General features: G+C 45.4%; 18 protein-coding genes. 12 read left to right on the forward strand and 6 right to left on the reverse strand.

The window, feature by feature from the left end:
* Positions 1 to 302: 302 nt before the first annotated feature.
* From AACV12_RS13010 to AACV12_RS13045, 8 genes are all read left to right on the forward strand, one after another.
* Positions 303 to 2,063, forward strand: coding sequence for a PTS ascorbate-specific subunit IIBC (locus AACV12_RS13010; protein WP_026028425.1), 1,761 nt, complete (start codon positions 303 to 305; stop codon positions 2,061 to 2,063).
* Between the two features lie 77 nt (positions 2,064 to 2,140).
* The gene (locus AACV12_RS13015; protein WP_013868340.1) at positions 2,141 to 2,623 is read left to right on the forward strand and encodes a PTS sugar transporter subunit IIA; all 483 of its coding nucleotides are present in this window, start codon (positions 2,141 to 2,143) and stop codon (positions 2,621 to 2,623) included.
* Between the two features lie 7 nt (positions 2,624 to 2,630).
* Positions 2,631 to 3,323 carry an L-ribulose-5-phosphate 4-epimerase gene (locus tag AACV12_RS13020; protein WP_013868339.1) on the forward strand — a complete coding sequence of 231 codons (693 nt, stop codon included), beginning with the start codon at positions 2,631 to 2,633 and terminating at the stop codon, positions 3,321 to 3,323.
* Positions 3,324 to 3,328: 5 nt separating this feature from the next.
* On the forward strand, positions 3,329 to 4,150 hold the full coding sequence (locus tag AACV12_RS13025; RefSeq protein WP_170900458.1) for a Cof-type HAD-IIB family hydrolase: 822 nt from the start codon (positions 3,329 to 3,331) through the stop codon (positions 4,148 to 4,150).
* A gap of 5 nt (positions 4,151 to 4,155) precedes the next feature.
* Positions 4,156 to 4,803, forward strand: coding sequence for a 3-keto-L-gulonate-6-phosphate decarboxylase UlaD (locus tag AACV12_RS13030; RefSeq protein ID WP_017049270.1), 648 nt, complete (start codon positions 4,156 to 4,158; stop codon positions 4,801 to 4,803).
* Positions 4,804 to 4,811: 8 nt separating this feature from the next.
* Positions 4,812 to 5,693: an L-ribulose-5-phosphate 3-epimerase gene (locus AACV12_RS13035; protein ID WP_029189691.1), complete on the forward strand. Its 882-nt coding sequence runs from the start codon at positions 4,812 to 4,814 to the stop codon at positions 5,691 to 5,693.
* 188 nt (positions 5,694 to 5,881) lie between these two features.
* Positions 5,882 to 6,304, forward strand: a complete 423-nt coding sequence (locus AACV12_RS13040) for a hypothetical protein (RefSeq protein ID WP_017042894.1) — start codon at positions 5,882 to 5,884, stop codon at positions 6,302 to 6,304.
* Between the two features lie 119 nt (positions 6,305 to 6,423).
* Entirely contained in the window at positions 6,424 to 7,380 is a 957-nt protein-coding gene (locus tag AACV12_RS13045) for a diguanylate cyclase domain-containing protein (RefSeq protein ID WP_026028163.1), read from the forward strand.
* Here AACV12_RS13045 and AACV12_RS13050 read toward each other — a convergent pair.
* Positions 7,370 to 8,341: an arginine deiminase-related protein gene (locus AACV12_RS13050; RefSeq protein ID WP_170900460.1), complete on the reverse strand. Its 972-nt coding sequence runs from the start codon at positions 8,339 to 8,341 to the stop codon at positions 7,370 to 7,372. The genes AACV12_RS13045 and AACV12_RS13050 overlap by 11 nt on opposite strands.
* Before the next feature lie 511 nt (positions 8,342 to 8,852).
* Here AACV12_RS13050 and AACV12_RS13055 point away from each other — a divergent pair.
* Entirely contained in the window at positions 8,853 to 10,697 is a 1,845-nt protein-coding gene (locus tag AACV12_RS13055) for an ABC transporter ATP-binding protein (RefSeq protein WP_013868330.1), read from the forward strand.
* Between the two features lie 97 nt (positions 10,698 to 10,794).
* Positions 10,795 to 11,499, forward strand: coding sequence for a DUF445 domain-containing protein (locus AACV12_RS13060; protein ID WP_013868329.1), 705 nt, complete (start codon positions 10,795 to 10,797; stop codon positions 11,497 to 11,499).
* 86 nt (positions 11,500 to 11,585) lie between these two features.
* On the opposite strand, the gene AACV12_RS13065 is transcribed toward AACV12_RS13060, so the two are convergent.
* Positions 11,586 to 12,341: a phosphatase PAP2 family protein gene (locus AACV12_RS13065; RefSeq protein WP_094126670.1), complete on the reverse strand. Its 756-nt coding sequence runs from the start codon at positions 12,339 to 12,341 to the stop codon at positions 11,586 to 11,588.
* A 313-nt stretch (positions 12,342 to 12,654) separates the two neighbouring features.
* Complete coding sequence (locus tag AACV12_RS13070; protein ID WP_170900461.1) at positions 12,655 to 14,532, reverse strand: PhoX family protein; 1,878 nt, start codon at positions 14,530 to 14,532, stop codon at positions 12,655 to 12,657.
* A 441-nt stretch (positions 14,533 to 14,973) separates the two neighbouring features.
* Between AACV12_RS13070 and AACV12_RS13075 the strand changes: the two genes are divergently transcribed.
* Together AACV12_RS13075 and AACV12_RS13080 are read left to right on the forward strand one after the other, a co-directional pair.
* Positions 14,974 to 15,534 carry a hypothetical protein gene (locus AACV12_RS13075; RefSeq protein WP_047688797.1) on the forward strand — a complete coding sequence of 187 codons (561 nt, stop codon included), beginning with the start codon at positions 14,974 to 14,976 and terminating at the stop codon, positions 15,532 to 15,534.
* Between the two features lie 23 nt (positions 15,535 to 15,557).
* Positions 15,558 to 17,126, forward strand: a complete 1,569-nt coding sequence (locus tag AACV12_RS13080; protein ID WP_013868325.1) for a methyl-accepting chemotaxis protein — start codon at positions 15,558 to 15,560, stop codon at positions 17,124 to 17,126.
* Positions 17,127 to 17,243: 117 nt separating this feature from the next.
* On the opposite strand, the gene AACV12_RS13085 is transcribed toward AACV12_RS13080, so the two are convergent.
* From AACV12_RS13085 to AACV12_RS13095, 3 genes are all read right to left on the reverse strand, one after another.
* Positions 17,244 to 18,080, reverse strand: a complete 837-nt coding sequence (locus tag AACV12_RS13085; RefSeq protein ID WP_013868324.1) for an arginase family protein — start codon at positions 18,078 to 18,080, stop codon at positions 17,244 to 17,246.
* Positions 18,081 to 18,086: 6 nt separating this feature from the next.
* Complete coding sequence (locus tag AACV12_RS13090; protein WP_010316838.1) at positions 18,087 to 18,821, reverse strand: IclR family transcriptional regulator; 735 nt, start codon at positions 18,819 to 18,821, stop codon at positions 18,087 to 18,089.
* Positions 18,822 to 18,982: 161 nt separating this feature from the next.
* Positions 18,983 to 20,869 (reverse strand): methyl-accepting chemotaxis protein, encoded by a 1,887-nt coding sequence (locus AACV12_RS13095; RefSeq protein WP_094124805.1) that lies wholly within the window; start codon positions 20,867 to 20,869, stop codon positions 18,983 to 18,985.
* Positions 20,870 to 21,180: the final 311 nt, after the last annotated feature.

A 21,180-nucleotide genomic window follows, 5' to 3' on the forward strand; every position in this document is an offset into this window, starting at 1 on the left:
ACACTGGACGAACAAAACTTCCCTCTCGCTCACAATAAAACATAACCAATTGATTTTATTTGAAATAAAATTTTAACTGTGACTTGAGTATCAAATAATGTCTCCATTTGGCGAAGAAATTGATAAAAATCAAAATAATCACAAATGAGCATTGAATGATTACTTTTGATTGGTAAAGTCTATTTCGTGAGCAAAACAGGATTGAAATCGGCATCACCTTGCTGATTCACTCTGACCTACACCCAGCTTCGAGTAAGACGGGAATACACATAACGATAAATAGAGAATCAAGGGGTAAAGATATGCAGTTCATCTACGATATCTTCTACATTTTTTATAGCCAAGTAATGACTAAAGCACCTTTGCTGCTGGGCTTAGTCACCCTTATCGGTTACTGGTTATTAAGAAGAGATACCACCACCATCATTAAAGGGTCGATCAAAACCATCGTCGGCTTTATGTTGGTACAGGTGGGTGCAGGGACCTTAGTGGCAGGCTTTAAGCCTGTGATTGAGAAATTATCGGAATATCATGGTTTAACTGGCTCGGTTATCGACCCGTACACCTCAATGATGGCCACCATGGAAATCATGGGGGATGATTATTCTTGGGTTGGTTATACCGTACTACTGGCACTGGCGATCAACATCTTGCTCGTTTTGCTGCGCCGCTACACAGGCATTCGCACCATCATGCTAACGGGGCATATTATGTTCCAACAGGCAGGATTAATTGCGGTGTTCTACCTTGTGCTGGGCGCAAGCATGTGGGAAACCATCCTTTATTCGGCTGTTTTGATGGCGCTCTACTGGTCTATCTCCTCCAACATTATGTTCAAACCCACCGAAGCCGTCACGGGTGGAGCCGGTTTCTCCATCGGCCACCAGCAACAAGTCGCGTCTTGGATTGCAGTTAAGATTGCCCCCAAATTGGGCGACAAAAACGAGAGTGTCGACCACCTTGAGCTGCCTAAATGGTTGCACATTTTCCACGACAGTATTGCCGCAACCGCGATTGTGATGACGCTATTTTTCGGCATTATTTTGCTCTCATTTGGTTTAGACAACCTGCAAGCAATGGCGGGAAAAACCCATTGGTCTATCTACATTCTAGAAACTGGCCTTAAATTTGCGGTAGCGATTCAAGTTATCGTAGCGGGTGTACGTATGTTCGTTGCCGAACTGTCTGAAGCCTTTAAAGGTATCTCAGAGCGCGTCATTCCTAACGCCGTTTTAGCCATTGACTGCGCCGCTATCTACGCGTTCTCACCTAATGCCATGGTGTTTGGTTTTATGTGGGGCGCGATTGGTCAATTTACGGCGGTGCTGGCCATGCTCGCTTTTGATGCACCGATCATGATCATTCCCGGCTTTATCCCGATGTTCTTCTCCAACGCAACCATTGGTGTTTTTGCCAACCACTTTGGCGGCTGGCGCGCGGTCATGAAGATCTGTTTTGTGATGGGTATCATCGAAGTCGTTGGCTCAGCATGGGCCATTCACATCTTCAACCAATACGGCACCGAATTCAGTGGCTGGATGGGCATGGCCGACTGGGCGCTAGTCTTCCCACCGATCATGCAAGGCTTATCCGTCTCAAAACTGTTCTTCTTTGTACTGATTGCATTGGCTGGTGTGTACATGTTCTTTGCCTCTAAAAAACTGCGTGAAGAGGAAGATGCACAAGGTTTGGTGAACATCAGTGACGATCCAGAAGTCATCGCCGCCGTCGAACAAGCACTGAAAGTCAGTGATGGCGTGCGCCCGGTCAGCATTTTAGCCGTGTGTGGCAATGGACAAGGCTCCTCAATGATGATGAAGATGAAAATCGGTAAGTATCTGGAGAAAAAAGGCATTCCACACGTGATGGATTCCTGCGCAGTGTCTGATTATAAATCTAAGCTCGCCACCACCGACATCATCGTCTCATCAAAACATCTCTCTGGTGAGATGGAGCCCGGAGAAGGCAAATTTGTGCTCGGCGTACAAAACATGCTGAATCCGAACTCTTTTGGTGATGAGCTGCTCGATATCATCGATAAAAACTTTGTCACTTTGAAATAGCTATTTACTACAAAACGATAAGTACAAAAACAACAATAGGTGCCAGACGCACTGGCACCCACTCTGGAGATAGAACCATGGGACTGAAACAATCACTGATCGACAATGATTCCATCCAATTAAATGCACAGGCGAGCACTTGGCAAGAGGCGATCAAAATCGGTACGGATAGGCTGATCAAATCAGGAGCCATCCACCCCTGCTATCACGATGCCATCATCAGCAGCGTTGAACAATTAGGCCCGTATATCGTCATCGCGCCTAATCTTGCCCTGCCTCATGCTCGTCCTGAAAATGGCGTGATCAGAACCGCCTTTGCTTTAGTGACGCTGCAAACGCCTGTCTATTTTGACGGCGAAGATGAACCGGTCGATGTGCTGATCACCTTAGCGGGCAGCTCGTCTGATCAGCATATGGAAGGATTAATGGAAGTAACCCAAGTGCTGGATGATGAAGAGAGCGAGACTGGCGTTGATCTCGATAAACTGCGCCGTTGTCGTACCGCGCAGGATGTTTACCAAGTGATTGATGAAGCGTTAGCGGCGCAATTGGTCGAGTGAGGATGTCATGTATAGCGAACTAAAACAGCGAGTATTTGCGGCAAATCTTAAGCTTCCCCAATACGGTTTAGTCACTTTCACTTGGGGCAATGTATCAGAAATAGACCGCGAGAAGGGCGTCATCGCCATCAAACCTTCAGGCGTAGAATACGATGTGATGAAAGTCGATGACATGGTGATCGTTGATCTTAACGGCGCGATTGTGGAAGGCACACTTAATCCATCCAGTGATACCGCCACTCACCTCGAACTCTATAAAGCTTATCCAGAGATTGGCGGCGTGGTACACACCCATTCGCGTAGTGCCACTATTTGGGCGCAAGCGGGCATTGACATACCCGCTTTAGGGACCACTCATGCCGATTATTTTTACGGTGACATCCCCTGCACACGCAAACTTTCTTGCGATGAAATCGCTGGCCAATATGAGAAAAATACCGGCCTTGTGATCATCGAAGAGTTCAAACATCGTCGCATTGATCCGATGGCAGTGCCAAGCGTGATTGTCGCCGGGCATGCTCCTTTCTCTTGGGGCAAAGATGCTAACGATGCGGTTCATAACGCCGTCGTCTTGGAGGAGATTTCTGCCATGGCGCTGGCGACTCGTTCACTCAACAGTGGCATCAAAATTCAACCGGAATTATCCGATAAACACTATCAACGTAAGCATGGTGATAACGCTTACTACGGTCAAAGGTAGCGGCTATGTATAAAGTTCTCGCGCTCGACCTTGATGGCACGGTGTTGACTGATGAACACACCATTCATCCTCAGCTAAAGCAGGCGATTCAACAAGCGCAGCAACACTGCCACGTGGTGATCGTGACTGGCCGTCACCACACGGCGGCTAAACCCTATTATCAAGAATTGGGGCTCACAACCCCCATCATCTGCTGCAACGGCACTTATGTGTATGACTACCAAAATGAAAAAGTGCTCAAGCACAATGCCATCACCAAGCACGATGCATTGACCTTTCTCGCTTTGGCTAAAGAGTTTCAAATGAAACTGGTGATGTATGTGACCGACGCGATGACCTATTCCAAGCGTAGCCCAATCGCCTACATGCAAGCGTTAGAAAAATGGGCCAACCAGTATCCACCGACGGCACAGCCCAAAATCGAGCAAATTGACTCGTTTCGTCACCGCGTCGAGCAAGAAACGTTTATTTGGAAATTTGTGGTTGAAGGGCTACCGAGTTCCGTTGAACGCCTTGCCCAACAAGCTTGGGTACAAGAGACATTCAATGGCGAGCGTTCATGGTCGAATCGCATCGACTTTGCTGCCAAAGGCAATATTAAAGGTCAGCGCTTGGCTGAATATGTGCAATCGCTTGGCTACCACGCCAATCACGTGCTGGCCGTCGGTGATAACCATAATGATATTTCAATGCTCGACTACGCTGGGCTCGGTGTGGCGATGCTCAATGCCGACGATACGGTGAAATCCCACGCCAAACTGATTTGTACAACCGATAACAATCACGACGGGCTCGCCCGTTTGATCCGTGACAAAATTCAAGGATAACTCTCATGACTAAACCAATGATCCAAATCGCTCTCGACCAAACTGACCTTATTTCTGCCATCGAAGTGGCAAAAAACGTAGCAAGCTTTGTTGATGTCATCGAAGTGGGCACCATCCTCGCCTTTGCTGAAGGCATGAAGGCCGTCAAAACGTTACGCCATAATCACCCTGACCATATTCTAGTGTGCGATATGAAAACCACCGATGGCGGCGCTATTTTAGCGCGGATGGCATTTGAAGCTGGCGCGGATTGGATCACCGTTTCTGCCGCAGCGCATATCGCCACCATCAGCGCTTGTAAGAAAGTCGCCGATGAACTGGATGGCGAAATCCAAATCGAAATTTACGGCAACTGGACCTTTGCTGATGCACAAGCGTGGATTGACCTTGGTATCACTCAAGCCATTTATCACCGTTCAAGAGATGCCGAACTGGCCGGTATTGGTTGGACAAGCGAAGATGTTGAGAAGATGCGAACTCTATCCGATATGGGGCTTGAGCTTTCCATCACAGGTGGCATCGTGCCAGATGATCTCTATTTATTTGAAGGCATTAAGGCCAAAACGTTCATTGCGGGGCGTGCATTGGTCGGTGAAAAAGGTCGCGTCACTGCCGAAGCACTGCGCAGTCAAATCGATCGTTTTTGGTGCTAGGAGGCCGTATGTATCAACATTTGCCACGCCAACGTATCGGGTTGTATGAAAAAGCGCTCCCCAATCATTTCAGTTGGGAAGAAAAGCTCGCCACAACGAAAGAGCTGGGGTTTGATTTTTTAGAGATATCCGTCGATGAGTCGGATGAACGTCGTCAACGCTTAGACTGGGATGATGCAACCATCTATCAGCTACGAAGATGGTGTGAGCAATACCAAATCCCGCTGCAATCGATGTGCCTAAGTGCACACCGCAAGTTTCCTTTTGGCTCGTCAGACCCCGCCATTAGAGAGCAAGCCATTCTGCACATGGAGAAAGCGATTACCTTAGCTTACAAACTGGGCATTCGCACCATCCAACTCGCAGGCTATGATGTCTATTACGAACCCGCTAATAAAGAAACTCATCAACGTTTCATTGAAGGCATGCAGCTTGCCGCCAAACTGGCCGAGCGTGCTGGCGTGATGCTGGCAGTGGAGATCATGGATACCAGCTATCTTAATTCACTGAGCAAGTTCGAAATACTAAAGCGGGAAGTACCCTCCCCCTATTTTATGGCGTATCCAGATGTAGGCAACATTTCAGGTTGGAACTACGATGTGTGTACTGAATTGGCACTTGGTATGCCACACATTACTCAGATCCACCTTAAAGATACCCATTGCGTCACCTCTAGTTCCACGGGCCAATTTCGAGACTTGGTAATTGGTGAAGGAGAAGTCAATTTCGATGCTATTTCCCAAACGCTGAAAGAGGCAAACTGTGTTGTGCCGATGGTGATCGAAATGTGGGCGCAAGATGAACATTGGAAACACAATATTCGTGTTGCGCAGCATCGGCTAAATCAAGCCTGCGATGCCGCTGATTCGCCTCGTTTATTCAACCTATAGCTCATTTATTCAACCTATAAATTGTGCTCGGGTGCATCTTTTATGCATCCTTCATCCTCATATTGGATAATGCCGCGCCCTCTCCCCCGTGAGCGCGGTAGCTTTTCTTGGCAAATATTGACATCACCAACACAATCGCGCAGAGTTGCTTTTTGATAACGCCCCGATGCATAACACTCTGAGAACCAATGAAATTACTTCACTTACAACTCTTCTGGTATGAAAAGCATCACACCCTTTTAGAAATGGAAGCGCTCCCTACGCTCACCCCAACCCAAGAGCAAGCGCTGGCAGAATGGGTTAAGTGTCGACGCAAAATATTAAGCTTTGAGGCTCACCAGCATACTTGGGTAAAAGTCAATGTAGACGGTTTTTCTTCCGCTTTGCATTTAAAGCCTAATGGCACGTTGGTCGAGCGAGATCTGTTTGGTGAAAAAACGCTACAAGGATTATGGAAAGTCATCGACGGTTTCTTATTTATAAAAGTGATCAGCGGTGAATTTATTGTCGAATATCAGATTGTTGGCAATAACGAACAGAGCATTCACTGCGGTATTGAGTACATCAACGGCCGAGTCAGTACCTACAGCAAATTTATTCAAACCAAATAAGCTTTGTGATCCACGGGAAAAAATGAGATGTATATTGAACAAGATATCAACAACCTTGTGAATCCATCGGCAAACTGTGGCACACTCGACATAAATGCAGACTCGGTTCATCACGGTTTATGGAAGAGTACTTAAAACGAATCAAGCAGCTTGAAGAGCAAGTTGAGCATCTCAAAAAAGAAAACAGCTCTCTTGAAGAAAAACTGAATGCAACGCTAGAAGGCACTGGACTTTGTCTTTGGGAACAACACATTCCTAGCGGAACCCTTAAAATATTCAATAGAGAATGGGGTGATATGCTTGGCTATCAATCACACGAGCTCGACGCCACCGTCGACATTTGGAAAAGCAAACTCCACCCCGATGATTATGACTTAGCCGTGGGCGCTTTTGAGGACCATTTGAATGGCAAGGCTGACACCTATCAGGTCATACACCGGATGATCCGCAAAGATGGAGGTCAAAGCTGGGTGTCGGATCGCGGCCGAATCGTTGAATATGATGAGAATGGAAAGCCGCTGCGCATGATGGGCACCCACACGGATATTACCAATGAAAAACATTATGAATTAGAACTCTCCAAACTCGCCGCGCAAGATCCATTAACCAACCTATTAAATCGAAAGGCGTTAGAAACTAAGTTTGACGAGATGAATGATCTTGTCGAACACCCTGCGGCACTGATTTTTATCGATTTGGATGACTTTAAAACCGTCAATGATCATCTTGGGCACCAAGCTGGGGATTTCGTGCTGCTCCAAGTTTCTCAATGGCTTCAAGAAAATGCGCCTCAACCATCATCGATTGCTCGTTTGGGCGGCGATGAGTTTGTCCTCTTGTGCATCAATCAAAGCACAGAAACGTTAAAGCAGTTTATCGATAGTTTGCTCACCAAAGCCTATTCACCACTAAAATTAAGCCATGGAGAAGTGCAAATTGGCTTTAGTATTGGTGTTTGCCAATTCACAACCTCAACGCATACTTTTGAAACCTTATATGAATTGGCCGACCAAGCAATGTATCAGGTGAAGAAAAATGGCAAAAATGGCGTTGAGTACATCAATCTTAGCCAATAGCAGGCAAAAATACTTCCCCTAACATACATCTCACCGAACCACCGCCAATATCCTCAATGGTCTTCACATTACACGGCAGCAACTTACCGTGACTGGCCAGTTGCGCACGCTGCGCCGGCGAAAAGGCATCAAACGCCGATTGTGACATAGCGATCACTTTATCTCCTGCCGCCGTTTCTAATTGTAAAATGTTGCCGCAGAAACAGTTCATCTGCTCAAGTGAAATTGAGATGATCTGTTTATCTTTGGCCAGTGATTTAACCACAAAACGACGTTCAAACTCCGGGATCACTTCATCGCAAATCACGCAGAATGCTTCACCAACCGCCATCATCACATTGGTGTGATAAACCGGTTGGCCTGAAGGCAACGCCGTTTGGAAAGAGACCACGCGATCATAACCGATACGTTTGGCGTACTCCTCTAGCACTTCACGGTCGCAGCGCTGTGACAACGCCGAATAGATGGTTCGATTAAGGTGATCCATCACCATCACACCGGTGCTTTCAAGATAAGCCTGCTGGTCTTGATACGCGAGCAACGAATCTTGCGCCAATACCTTACGGCCTGACAAAGTAAGAGCTTCAACCAACGCTTGTGGGCGCACTTCTTGCTGTCGATTTTTACAAGCCATCGGAAAGGTAAACAAAGTTCCCTCTGGCGTAGTGCTAAACCAGTTATTGGGAAAGACGGCATCTGGCGTTTCCACTTCAGATAATGGGTAATCAAACTCCACTACTTGTACGCCTTCGAGACGCAGTGTCTCAACCATGCTTTGATATTCGGCCATGGCTTGGATACGAACTTGTGCGGTACTCAATGCAACTTGGTGTTGAAATTCATTATCTTGTGCCGTTTGAGCGTTAAATTTGAACTCTTTTGGCGGCACCATTACGACACAATTGGCATTTTGCACCGTATTCACGGCTAGCTGTGTGATCACTTGTTCCTGCAACATCATAGAAACTTTCCCTTCTACTCACTTTAGGCCAATTGTAAGCATAATGTTAAAATAACATTGACTGAATTTTGGGTTATTTCATCGAATAACTCCTATTAATTACTGAGAAAACTACTTTTCACATTAAAAATTACGGCAAAATCCTCATCACACCTACAAATATTCACCATTATTCAAAAAATATTCACAGTAAAAACTCACTTAAAAGTAACGCAACTCGTTTATGGTTCTCTTATCGTCGATAACGATATTTTACTCGCTTCATTTTTTCATCCGATGGACGTTACTGACCATTCGAGCCGATGCTTGCGGCATTAACCACCGTATTAATCAGGCGCCGTTTTCTAGAGCCAAACGCGAAAAGTAATCCGCCACTTATGTTGTGATTTCGTTATACTTCTGTTCGGCTTACTCCATCATTTGCTCCCCTTATAGGAGTTCAACGTTAGATTCTCGCGTTCTAGGCTTTTGGTCTCTCATACTTTAGCGAGAATTGGCATAAGGATTTTCGATGTATAAAAAATTTGAAAGCTTTACCCAAGCCTTTCCCAAAGAGGAACCCAAACAGCCTCCTGCGACCTTATGGGCCTTTTGTCGTTACTACACGCGCGGCTTTGAAAAACCACTCATTTTAATGGCGTTAATCAGCACGTTAATTGCCGTTGTTGAAGTATCACTGTTCGGTTTTATGGGCCAACTGGTGGATTGGCTCTCATCCAGTAACCCAGAGACTTTCCTAACTGAGAACCGAGACACCTTGATCGGTTTATCTATTTTGGTACTCGTGATCATGCCACTTTTGATTGGCATCTATTCACTGTTGATCCACCAAACTATGCTCGGCAATTATCCCATGTCGATCCGTTGGTTAGCGCACCGTTATCTGCTCAAGCAAAGCCTCTCTTTTTACCAAGATGACTTTGCGGGAAGAATTGCCACTAAAGTGATGCAAACGGCGTTATCCATCCGCGAAACAGTGATGAAGACCTTGGATGTGTTTGTCTATGTGTCAGTCTATTTCACTGCGATTGTGGTGATGTTGGCGCAAGCAGACTGGCGTTTAATGGTGCCGATGCTCGTCTGGCTCGCGGCCTACATTTGCATTCAACTTCACTTTGTACCACAGCTTAAAAAAGTGGCATCAGAACAAGCCGATGCTCGCTCAACCATGACAGGGCGCATTGTCGATAGCTACACCAATATTGCCACGGTCAAATTGTTCTCACACACCCGCCGAGAAACCGACTATGCCGAACAAGGCATGGAGAGCTTTTTAGACACAGTTCACCGCCAAATGCGTTTAGTGACTGGCTTTAACCTGTGCGTTGAACTCGCTAACTATATTTTGGTGTTCGTGATTGCGGCGACTTCGATTTATCTATGGATGCAGAGTGCCATCAGTATTGGTGCAATCGCGATTGCGATCAGCCTTTCATTGCGCATTAATGGCATGTCGAAATGGATCATGTGGGAAGTCGGTGCACTCTTTGAAAACATGGGCACAGTCGTGGATGGCATGAAAACCCTCTCGAAACCGATCACCATTGAAGATAAACCCAACGCAAAACCGTTGCAGGTTGCACAAGGTGGCATCGAATTTGATGACGTGAGTTTCCACTATGGCGAGAATAAAGGCGTTATTAACCATTTAAACCTGACCATTAAACCGGGTGAAAAAGTGGGTTTAGTAGGGCGTTCTGGCGCTGGAAAATCGACTTTAGTCAATTTACTGCTTCGTTTTCATGATGTTGAAGGTGGGCAAATTCGTATCGATGGACAAGCGATCAATGAGGTCACCCAAGATTCGTTGCGCAGCAAAATTGGTATGGTGACGCAAGATACTTCACTGCTGCATCGCTCGATCCGCGATAACATTTTGTATGGCAACCCTGATGCAAGTGAAGAACAACTGCTGCAAGCCACCCGACAGGCACACGCACATGAGTTTATCGAAACACTCACCGACCCATTTGGTAACCTAGGCTATGATGCGCAAGTGGGCGAGCGCGGCGTAAAACTGTCTGGTGGCCAGCGCCAGCGAATTGCTATTTCCCGCGTGCTGTTAAAGGATGCGCCACTGTTGGTACTCGACGAAGCCACATCCGCACTCGACTCCGAAGTGGAAGCGGCAATTCAAGAGAGCTTAAATGAGCTGATGCAAGGCAAAACCGTGATTGCCATTGCTCACCGTTTATCAACCATTGCCGCAATGGACAGGTTGATTGTACTCGATAAAGGTAACGTCGTTGAGCAAGGCACACACCAAGAGTTGATCGCTCAAAACGGCATTTATGCACACCTATGGGCGCACCAAACGGGTGGCTTTATCGGTTGCGACGACGTTGAGATTGCTTAATGGTTTATCAACGGAGTTTGCGCTCCGTTGATGCTTCCACAATTCACTCTTTTTCCTTAGAATTCGCCCATTCCCTTTATTTAACTAGATTTGGATTATGAACAAGAGCTTACTCACTAATATCATTGCGCTAGCGCTCCTTGCTGCGGGCTATCAACTGGATAACACTATTGCGCTGTATGCGGGCTTATTTGCCTTCTCTGGCGCAATCACCAACTGGCTTGCGATTCACATGCTGTTTGAAAAAGTGCCAGGACTATATGGCTCGGGTGTGATACCTGCTCGCTTTGAAGAGTTCAAAACCGCAATCAAGAGCCTGATGATGGAGCAATTTTTCACCCAGTCCAATATTGACCGCTTCCTCAGTAAAGAGATGACGGGCAGTAAAACGTTGGATCTTGAGCCTGTGATTGCCAAAGTTGACTTCAACCCAACCTTTGATTCTTTGGTCGAAGTGATTGCAAACTCTCCATTTGGCGGCATGCTGGCGATGTTTGGTGGAACCGACGCGCTACAACCACTCAAGCAACCGTTTGTCGAAAAAATGCAGCAATCTATGATTGATATCAGCCAAAGCGATAGCGTTAAACAAGCGCTCAAAGAGCAGTTAGAAGCTCCTGAGATGATTGAAGAGATCACCGCTAACATCGAAAACATCATCGATCAACGTCTCAATGAACTCACGCCTAAATTGGTGAAAGAGATGGTACAGAAAATGATTAAACAGCACCTTGGCTGGTTGGTTGTTTGGGGTGGAGTATTCGGTGGTTTGATTGGTGTGGCTTCCTCCTTCTTTGCCTGATTGCCGTTACTTATGTGATTGAATGTGATCACAAAAAAGCCAGCACGTTTAAATGTGCTGGCTTTTTTATGATGACTTGTGACCCGTTAACAGAGATGAAGACGCGTTAATAGTGGTTTTAATTTAGGGTGATCTAAGGGGTACACTTTGGGTATCACAAGGTAAATCATGCTGACAAACAGCAAGGAACCGTATAAATCAACCGGACGATGCATCCCTAACCATAAGCGGCTAAAGGCGACCCCACAGGCCCAAAGCAGTAGACCCGCCGCAAAAATATAGCGCTTTTGTTCAATAAACAGGCCACCAAAGAAAGCCAGACAGATAGCAGCGAAGATCGTATGGCCAGAAGGAAATGAATAGTCCTTTTCACCCTGCCAATGACGTAAACGCCAGTCACTGACTTGGGTTGCGATGTCGGTCATCACACTTTCTTTTTGTAATTCACTCAATTTATAAAAATGCGCAGGGTTTGGGATAAGTAACTCATACGTCATTAATTCGGTGTATGGACGAGGGCTCTCTGTCAGATGTTTTAAACCCGTTTTGGCAGCCATACCAATCACCAATAACAAGCCAATTTGAATAATGCGGTTAAGCAGTTCAATGCGGGAAGTCGCTGTCCGTGTTGCCAAAAAAGCCAACAAAGCAAAGGTAAAGCCAAAACCTTGCCAACCAGCCGAATCGGTTAAATAGGTAAAAAATGCACCGACGCCCTCGCTCACTGGCGTGGTCAAATCAATCGAAGACCCAACCAATGAGATGGGAACTAACAGCAACGAGAACAAGGCTAAGAGTACTAAGCCCGATTTTTTCATTTGGATTTGCTTTTTCACGCTCAATAGACACCGCTGGATTATTGAAGATCAGCATAATAACGGACGGCACGCAAAGAACGTATCAAGCAATTGTCAATTTGAGGGAAAATAATCGCCCCGATCTCACCCTTTTTACTTATTTCCCTGACACAAAGAATTCATACATAACGTGTAGGAAAAGCAAACCAGACCATGTCCTGCCTAACCGAAACAACGTCCTCTTTCGTGCAAGATAGGAGGCGCCAAGACCGTGAATGGATGATGGCAACAGCGTTGACCGACAGCAGGAATGTTAAAAAGGGAGCCGCAGCTCCCTTCAGAGGAAAATGATCAGGGCTTATGCGCCAATCACCCCGCCGTCTTCACGAGTGATCATCATAATTGTCGAACGCGGCTTGGTGGTTCCGCCGTATGGGAAATGCGATGGCGCTTCATCTTCCCCAGGGTGTTGAACGCCAACAAACATGGTTTTTTGATCCGGTGAAAAAGTTAACCCTGTTATTTCACAAGCAATCGGCCCAGTTAGGAAACGTCTCACTTCACCAGTAATTGGATCCCCGCACAACATTTGGTTGTTGCCTTGCCCGGCAAAATCCCCTTTGTTGGAATAGTTGCCATCGGTTTGAATCCACAAGCGACCCGCTTTGTCAAAGCCGATACCATCTGGGCTGTTGAACATGTTGTCTGCTGAGATATTGTCGCTGCCCGCATAGAGATCGCCTTTATGTACCGTTGGGTTGCCCGCAATCAAGTACAGATCCCATGCAAACACAGTGCTAGTGTGATCCTCATTGGCTGGCATCCAGCGCAGAATCTGGCCATAGTTATTCTTAGCGCGAGGGTTAGGACCACCAACAGGTTGCCCCTCTTTACCTCGGTTTTTATTGTTGGTCAGTGTACAGAACACGTGCTTATTATCAGGGTGAATCGCAACCCATTCAGGACGATCCATTGTCGTAGCACCCACTTGAGTCGCTGCGCGGCGAGCAAAAATCATCACTTCGGCTTGGTCCTTAAAGCCATTTTCTGGCGTTAAACCATTTTTACCAAAGGTCAGTTCAAGCCATTTTCCCGAGCCTTTCAGTTCTTCCTCATTCATATCAAACTTAGCGACAAAGAGGGTTCCTTCTTCTAATAAATTGCGATTCGCCGCATCGTTACCAGCTTGGTAGCGATTTTTTGAAACGAATTTGTATAGATGTTCACCGCGTTCATCATCCCCCAGATAGACCACAGCATGGCCATCTTTGTTGAGAGTAAGCGCCGCATTTTCATGTTTGAAACGGCCTAACGCCGTGCGTTTAAGTGGCGTCGATGTTGGATCGTTCGGATCAATTTCCACCACCCAACCAAAGCGGTTTGGCTCATTGGGGTTTTTCGCAACGTCAAAACGCTCATCATGTTGGTGCCATTGATAATCACTGGGTTTGGCTTCAATACCATAACGCTTATGATCAGCCGTTAACTTCACGCCATCTTGGTTACTACCAAAGAAATCATCAAAGTTCTCCTCACACGTTAAGTATGTCCCCCACGGCGTTTGACCATTCGCACAATTGTTAAAAGTTCCCAGTGGATTTAAGCCCTTAGGATCAGTGGCGGTTTTCATTAGCGTATGGCCTGCAGCTGGCCCTGTGAGCAACATTGGTGTGTTTGCCGTGATACGACGGTTACGCTTCCCTGCGCGGTCAACCGTCCACTGGCCATTTTTGTTCATCACTTCAACGACAGTAACGCCGACCGCAGCTTGCGCTTTACGCACATCATCTGCTGTCATCGATTTACCTTTGTGATCAAACAAGTATTCGTAGTTGGTGTATTCATTATTAATCGCAAGTACACCGCGATCATCCGAAATTGGGAAGAAGCTCATGCCATCAGTGTTATCACCAAATTGAAGCTCTTGTGCTCGTGAATCTTGTTTACCACTTTGGTCAAACTCAGGAGCATCAACAGAAATGGGGTCACCCCATGAAATCAACGGGGTCGCTTTATACCCTTTAGGAACAACGATGGCATCTGCCGTTGAGACAGGAATGGCTTCAAAATTGAGCAGTGAAGAGCTCGACTTTGCCGCCACAGCCTTAGCAACTGGATTTAAAGATAAAAACGCGCCTGCACTGACTGCCGCACTACCCGCCATAAAACGGCGGCGAGAGAGTCTCGCTTCGATCATTTCACTAAATTGAGACTCTTGCTCTTCACGCTTCCACATGTTTGCTCCTTGACTTTACTTGTCTTGTTATTGGATTTTGCAAGCAGCTTAGCGGTCTATCGTGACAAATAAGTTAAATTTACATTGCTTAACGGTGACAGTGAGTTAAAAAATAAAATCTATGCGTTAGCTAAATAAGCCATTCAGCACAGCTGGGTCACCACAAGTATCACTCCAAATCGATATTTTCTAACCGACCTCGTCGAGAAAACAATACAACCGGAACCGCCATCAAGCTTGTCAATTGTCAAAACGGATAGTTTTTTGTTTTGTTTGGCAAGAGATGAATATTCATTTGATCATGCGCTCAAATCACACCTATTTTTTTACAGTTTTCTATTCTTAAACTAGGCTCAAAGTGCATATGGATGAATATGAACATCTAAGATCACTACATACCTTATACACAACGCAAAATACCTAACTCGACTGGAGTCTGTTATGAAATATTTTATTTGCCTGATCGCTTGTTTCTCCTTTTCCTCCTTTGCTAATGAGTTTGAAGGGGCGCTAAAAAACTTCATTGATACCAAGGTGGCTGAAATCATTGCTAATCCCGTTTTAATCCAAGCCATTAATGCTCAAAACGCTCAACACGCTAACCTAACTCAAATGCAAATTGATCAACTCGACAAGGATTGGCGTAGCCAAGTGGGCCAAACCGATGCTCCACTGATCAACAAACTGCTCTCTTCCCCCGCATCTTCTGAACTTAAATCGATTCAACAAGCTAGCAACGGGCTAATTACGGAGATCTTTGCTATGGATAACAAAGGGCTGAATGTCGCCCAAAGCGAGATTACTTCTGACTACTGGCAAGGAGATGAGGAAAAGTGGCAAGACACCTACCTTAAAGGTCCAAGCGCATATCTAATTGGTGAGATAGAAGAAGATGAGTCGACCCAAATGTTTCAGTCACAGATAAGCCACAGCGTGGTTGACCCTAGCTCAGGGAAAGTGATTGGTGCCATCACCATCGGCGTTAACGTAGAAGCTCTTTAACTCATTGATCAGGATTACTCTATATGAGACTTAGTATTAGTCGGTTGGTAGTGGCAAGTGCGTCGCTACTTAGCGTTGTATCGCTGATTGCTATTTCCTATGCTCTATGGTCGAAAAGTGCCACAGTGATGTACTCGCTGAGCGCTCAAACTTATCAACAAATGGCGGCTTCTCTAGCTGAAAACGTCGCCACTTCGGTGCGCTTTAACAAAGTAGAGAGCTTGGAAGAGCGGGTTAAAGTCGCTGTCGATAGCAGCAATAAAGAACTCAAACATATAGCGGTTTTCCTTGCAGATGGATCTTTATTCTATCAATTAAATGAGAAGTCCGTATCTCCTAGCGGAGTCAATATAAAAAATGCACTGACCCAAGCATCAACCAACGCCATCATTATTGAACAAAGCACACAACACGTGATCATCATCAACCCATTAACGTCGGGCAAGGAAGCAAAATTGGTGGGTTACTTAGTCACTCAGTGGCAATTTGACAAGGTCAATGCCATTTCCAAGGAACTGGGGCTATGGGCCATTTCAATTGGCATAACCTTCGTGTTGATTACTTTTATTGGCTTGTTTTTTATTTTGAGGAGCGCTCTACTGCATCCTTTAAATCAGCTGAAAAACTTATGTGAATCATTGGCTTCTGGTCGGTGTGACCTCAAGCAACGAATTCCATTTAACAAAGATAACGAGTTAGGTGACCTTGCCACAGCAATCAATATGTTCATTGAAAAAGTGGAACACACCTTCCACCCTATTGAACAAAACATCTGCAATGTCACTGATGTTACGAAAGCTGTTGAACGACAAGTGAAGCAGCTAGAACACAATATTAATGGTCAGCAGCGGGAAATTGCGCAATCAGTACAAATTGGTGAAGGTGCTCGGCAAAGCATTGCGTCAGTCACTGAGAATATCAATACTGCGTCGCTGTCTTTACAACAAGCCGTTATTTCTGGGCAAGAAAGTCAACAACAACTTAAACATGCATTAAGTGAAAATAAAAACCTAGCAGAAAAGTCACAAGTAACAGCAAAAACCGCTGAGAGCCTAAATGCCCAGGTTGAAAAAGTCACCGATATCTTACAGATCATCCGTACGATCGCTGATCAAACAAACCTGCTTGCGCTCAATGCGGCCATTGAAGCGGCTCGCGCGGGTGAGAATGGTCGCGGGTTCGCCGTCGTGGCAGACGAAGTGCGTAACCTAGCGGAAAAAACATCCTCTTCAACCAACCAAGTGGAAGAGATCCTTACCGTGCTTAGTAACTTTTCGAAAGACTTGATCGGCTACATGGGGGAAAGTGTCAATGCATCAATGAGTTGCGTTGAAGCTATTGAAAGTAGTAACGAGTTAGTCAGCCAAGCGATCAAGGATGTTAATCAAGCGAATAACGCCAACCACTTAGCGGTCAATTCATCTGATGAGCAACTGTCACATGTTGAAGATTTGCTAACGCAACTGAGCAATCTTAATCAACATTCACTCGAACTACTTAATGACAGCAAAGTGATGAGCGATTGTAGTAAAGAGCTCTTCCAGAAAGCACAAGCCACTTCATTATCACTCAGCAAGTTTAGTGCTCATTAACCTAATACTAAAAACCGAACAACACACTTAGCATACTTCAAATAGTTGAGTTCCATAAAACAAAAACCCCAGACAGCTGGGGGTTTTTGTTTGGTATGTATGAGAATCAATATGTCACTACGCAGCGTGGATCACATCTGGCGATAAAGCACATAGCTCATCTAAAATTTCTTTGGTCTGCTTAGAATAAATCAATTTATCCTTCGCCCCCACCAGTTGGATAAGCTTTACCTTGCCCGAAAGCGCACATTGCCTTAACGTTCTTAGTACCATTTGGTTATCTAACGCGTTGTTCTCATCAACCCCCACTCCCGGAACTAAAGAGGCTAAATCAATCGTCACGATCAGTTGATCACAATGCTCTATGTAGTGACCTAATTGGCTTTTTAGTTGATTACGATGACGAAAACCACACTCATTCAGCGTTAACCAATCACAGCCTAAATCTTCTGCATACTCCCACACTTGGTTGGATTGATGCATTTCATCAATTCCAATACAAAATAGGCGCGTATTGTTATAGCGAGAGAGTGCAAAATGAAATGCAGAGCCAACTTGTAGGTCCAGCGTTTGTTTCAGCTCAAAATGATGTCCGATACTCACAATACCAACTTCGTCATTCTCAAAAGCCATCACTGGTAATGCATTGAGCAGCATTTCGTGACAATTCGCTAGTACGACGGGCACTGAGCTCAGTGCTAATTGATGGCTCAAGGTGTCTTGAAAACGGGTGGCATTTTTATCTTTGACGACTATATGTCCCGCATCAGAGTAACAAGGCGTGGATTGACGCTGATAGAGCCAATCTGATGCAAATTCAAGGCTCTGCTGAGCAAATTCAAACTCTACTTGAGACATTGGCTTTATCTGTTCACAGAGTGTCATGAACGTGAATGGATAAGCGGGTTGGCTCTGTGTACGACTCATACGGTAGCGTTTGAATAAACTTAGCATTATGAATTACCTTTCTGGTGGCAACGCTCTTGCTGCCTGTAATACATGTAAAATGATCCGCTGCTTGTTGGTTTCAACACGATGGGCTGGAGCCATCACTGAAATTGCGCCGATCAACTTACTCCCTTTCATTACGGGGGCACTAATTCCGGAAACGCCAGGATCAATTTCTGACGTGCTCACGGCGTACCCATTACGACGTATTTTTTCCAACTCTGTCTGCCATTTTTCCATTTGGTGGTCTTCACCAAAATAACGAAGAATTTTTTCACAGCGCGGAGCGGGTAAATACGCCAACATCACTTTAGATGAGGCACCTCGAAGCAGGGGTTGACTTTGACCCTGGACGAAGCTGCATCGAAGTGCCTGCATACTTTCTTTTTGGCTAACGCACAAGGCTCGGTATCCCACCGGAACCATGTATGCCGCCATTTCGCCTGTCTGTTTCTGTAATCGACTTAACACCGCATCGACTGCATCTAAATTGTGTTGACTCGTTTCATAACTGCGCATTAAAAGTAGAGCCGCCGAACCGATGATCAACGTTTTGTCGTGTGGGCTCTCTTCAATCAAGTTCCACTCTTTCAAAATCTTCAGATGTCGGTACAAACTACTCAGCGGAACTTGCAATTGTTCGCTCAAGGTTTTCGCTGATACTGGCTCTTCATTTACCGCCACTTGCATCAATAATTGCAGTGACTTTTCATTAACTTGGCTGGCCGATAATTTCGTTTCGTTCATGTTTTCTTTTTAGCCTCATTTATTCCACGCCTCAACTATGATTCTTATATATCGAGAATTTAAGATTAATAACAGACTTGCTTTCTCACCAAGTGAGAAAACATAACAATCTGATCAAAAAAAGGCTCCGCAGAGCCTTTTGAACAAAAAAGAAACAACCGTTACGCTAATTTAAATGTCGCTACTTTTGCACTCAGCTCTTCCGCTTGCTGCTTGAGTTCATTGGATTGGCTCAAGCTATCTTCTGCACCAATGACCAGTTGCTCCGTCACATCCTTGATAGAAGTAACATTTTGTGTAATTTCACTAGTCACATGCGTTTGCTCTTCGGCTGCCGTCGCAATTTGCGTCGCCATATCACTGATCAAGGCAACCGCTGCTTTAATTTCTTCAAGCGCACCGGATGCTTTATCGGCATCTTCCACTGAGTTCTCAGCGAGCGTTGAGCTGCTTTGCATCAACGATACCGCACGTTTAGTGGTTTCTTGCAGGGTATCAATGGTTGATTTTATCTCTTCGGTAGAAGTATGGGTGCGCTGAGAAAGCACACGGACTTCGTCTGCTACCACTGCGAAACCTCGGCCTTGCTCACCGGCTCGCGCAGCTTCAATAGCCGCATTCAGCGCAAGTAAGTTGGTTTGTTCTGCAATGCCTTGAATGGTTGCCAGTACGGTCGAAATCTCTTGCGCGTGTTGGTTTAGTGCGGCAATCACGCCACTGGCCTCACTCACTGATTTTGCCAAGTTATTGATCGAGCCTTTGGTATGAATCACCAAGGCATGTCCATTGTTGGTGCTGGTTGCCGAGTCTTGCGCCGCTTTTGCCGTTTGCTCTGCGTGAGAGGCTATCTCTTGCGTTGCCGACGCCATTTCAGTGACCGCAGTAGCGACCATCACAATTTCTTGCTGCTGGTGACTAAGCTCTGATGCCGATTGATTAGCGCGATGCGCGCCATGTTCTGATTGCGCTTCCAATTGATGAGACTGGTGACGAATATGGCCAATAAGTTGTTGTAAGCTTTCCACAAAGGTATTGAAGTTTCTGGCCAATTCACCTACTTCATCGCTGTTCTCTACTTCAATACGTTGGGTTAAGTCACCACTACCGTTTGCAATTTGTGCCAACGCTTGAGAAACATTATTCAAAGGACGGAACAAAATATTACACAATAAGTTGAACAGCAGAGTACAGAGTATGACGACAACGGCAGTAACAATGAGCTGGCTGAAGGTAGCTTCAGATAAAGGTGCGATGAGCGAATCGTGATTGATGACCACAACAGTACTGAGATTCGTTCCGTTGATGCTTCGGGCGTAGAGAACATACTCCTCACCTCGAATATCCACCAATAAATCGCTGCTTTTCGCAATCGCTTGGCGGATATCAGCGAAATTTAAACCCAGATCAGAAACACTTTTATTGAGCAGCTTAGTATCACTATGGGTAAAAATATTGCCTTTATCGTTAGCAATAAACATATATCCCTCACCCGGCAAAATAACTTGCTTCATGCTGTTGAGGATGTCAGTAATTTCTACGTCGGCGCCTAAAACGACTTGTTGGCCATTTAAATTCAGTGCCTTACCTAATGAAACCACATTAGCGCCCGTTGCCGCAGCAACGGTTGGGTTATCCATAAACACTTTTGATGGGTTTGCTTTAGCGTTTGTATACCAGCCCCATTTGCGCGGATCATCGTTCCCCGGCGGCAAGATGACACCATTAGCGTTGTTTTGCGAACCGTCGGGGTAAGCAAGAAATACGTTGTCAAACGCTGCAGAATCTCGAACTTGTTTTAAATGTGTCACGATGGCTTGTTTCTCGGCATCTTGCGACAGCGAGGTTAAAGCACGCTCTTTCGACAGTAACCAGTCCGTCACATACTGATTATAAGAAGCGGTGGTACTTTGTAATCGTTGTTCAACATCAATATCTAATCGCTCCAGTGCAGCTCGATACGACAATGCTTCAACGAGTAATCCCCCAAGAATAATGGCAGCGCTGGCTGAAATCGCCAGTTTGTTTTTTAACGACATTTTTTTAAACATAGGTAGACCTATTTGTAATAGTAATTTAACTCAAACCGATAGAATTCTCGATCAATTGGACATTATAATTTCAAGCCTCAAAATAAAACTTGAAGCGGTCCACGTCTTTGTCATTGCTCACAAAGGACTACAAAATAGCATAGTGCATTTAACACATTTATATCATGTTAGTCAGAGAGTTGATTACTCATCACTTTGGAACTAACTTCTAATTTTGAGTGAATTTTTCTGGTCTAACCTTTTCTAGCCTCACCATAGTAACCGCAGGAAATAGGCGAAAAAAAAGAGAACAAACGCTCTCTTTTTGACCA

This window comes from Vibrio sp. 2-2(8) (assembly GCF_963888495.1).
Classification (GTDB): Bacteria; Pseudomonadota; Gammaproteobacteria; order Enterobacterales; family Vibrionaceae; genus Vibrio; species Vibrio anguillarum.

Excerpts from the sequence above, each read along its gene's own strand:
- AACV12_RS13035 (WP_029189691.1), top strand. The coding sequence starts at position 4,812 with ATGTATCAACATTTGCCACGCCAACGTATCGGGTTGTATGAAAAAGCG.
- AACV12_RS13015 (WP_013868340.1), top strand. The coding sequence starts at position 2,141 with ATGGGACTGAAACAATCACTGATCGACAATGATTCCATCCAATTAAAT.
- AACV12_RS13075 (WP_047688797.1), top strand. The coding sequence starts at position 14,974 with ATGAAATATTTTATTTGCCTGATCGCTTGTTTCTCCTTTTCCTCCTTT.
- AACV12_RS13010 (WP_026028425.1), top strand. The coding sequence starts at position 303 with ATGCAGTTCATCTACGATATCTTCTACATTTTTTATAGCCAAGTAATG.
- AACV12_RS13020 (WP_013868339.1), top strand. The coding sequence starts at position 2,631 with ATGTATAGCGAACTAAAACAGCGAGTATTTGCGGCAAATCTTAAGCTT.
- AACV12_RS13050 (WP_170900460.1), bottom strand. The coding sequence starts at position 8,341 with ATGATGTTGCAGGAACAAGTGATCACACAGCTAGCCGTGAATACGGTG.
- AACV12_RS13025 (WP_170900458.1), top strand. The coding sequence starts at position 3,329 with ATGTATAAAGTTCTCGCGCTCGACCTTGATGGCACGGTGTTGACTGAT.
- AACV12_RS13090 (WP_010316838.1), bottom strand. The coding sequence starts at position 18,821 with ATGAACGAAACGAAATTATCGGCCAGCCAAGTTAATGAAAAGTCACTG.
- AACV12_RS13045 (WP_026028163.1), top strand. The coding sequence starts at position 6,424 with ATGGAAGAGTACTTAAAACGAATCAAGCAGCTTGAAGAGCAAGTTGAG.
- AACV12_RS13095 (WP_094124805.1), bottom strand. The coding sequence starts at position 20,869 with ATGTTTAAAAAAATGTCGTTAAAAAACAAACTGGCGATTTCAGCCAGC.
- AACV12_RS13070 (WP_170900461.1), bottom strand. The coding sequence starts at position 14,532 with ATGTGGAAGCGTGAAGAGCAAGAGTCTCAATTTAGTGAAATGATCGAA.
- AACV12_RS13085 (WP_013868324.1), bottom strand. The coding sequence starts at position 18,080 with ATGCTAAGTTTATTCAAACGCTACCGTATGAGTCGTACACAGAGCCAA.
- AACV12_RS13060 (WP_013868329.1), top strand. The coding sequence starts at position 10,795 with ATGAACAAGAGCTTACTCACTAATATCATTGCGCTAGCGCTCCTTGCT.
- AACV12_RS13030 (WP_017049270.1), top strand. The coding sequence starts at position 4,156 with ATGACTAAACCAATGATCCAAATCGCTCTCGACCAAACTGACCTTATT.
- AACV12_RS13040 (WP_017042894.1), top strand. The coding sequence starts at position 5,882 with ATGAAATTACTTCACTTACAACTCTTCTGGTATGAAAAGCATCACACC.
- AACV12_RS13055 (WP_013868330.1), top strand. The coding sequence starts at position 8,853 with ATGTATAAAAAATTTGAAAGCTTTACCCAAGCCTTTCCCAAAGAGGAA.
- AACV12_RS13080 (WP_013868325.1), top strand. The coding sequence starts at position 15,558 with ATGAGACTTAGTATTAGTCGGTTGGTAGTGGCAAGTGCGTCGCTACTT.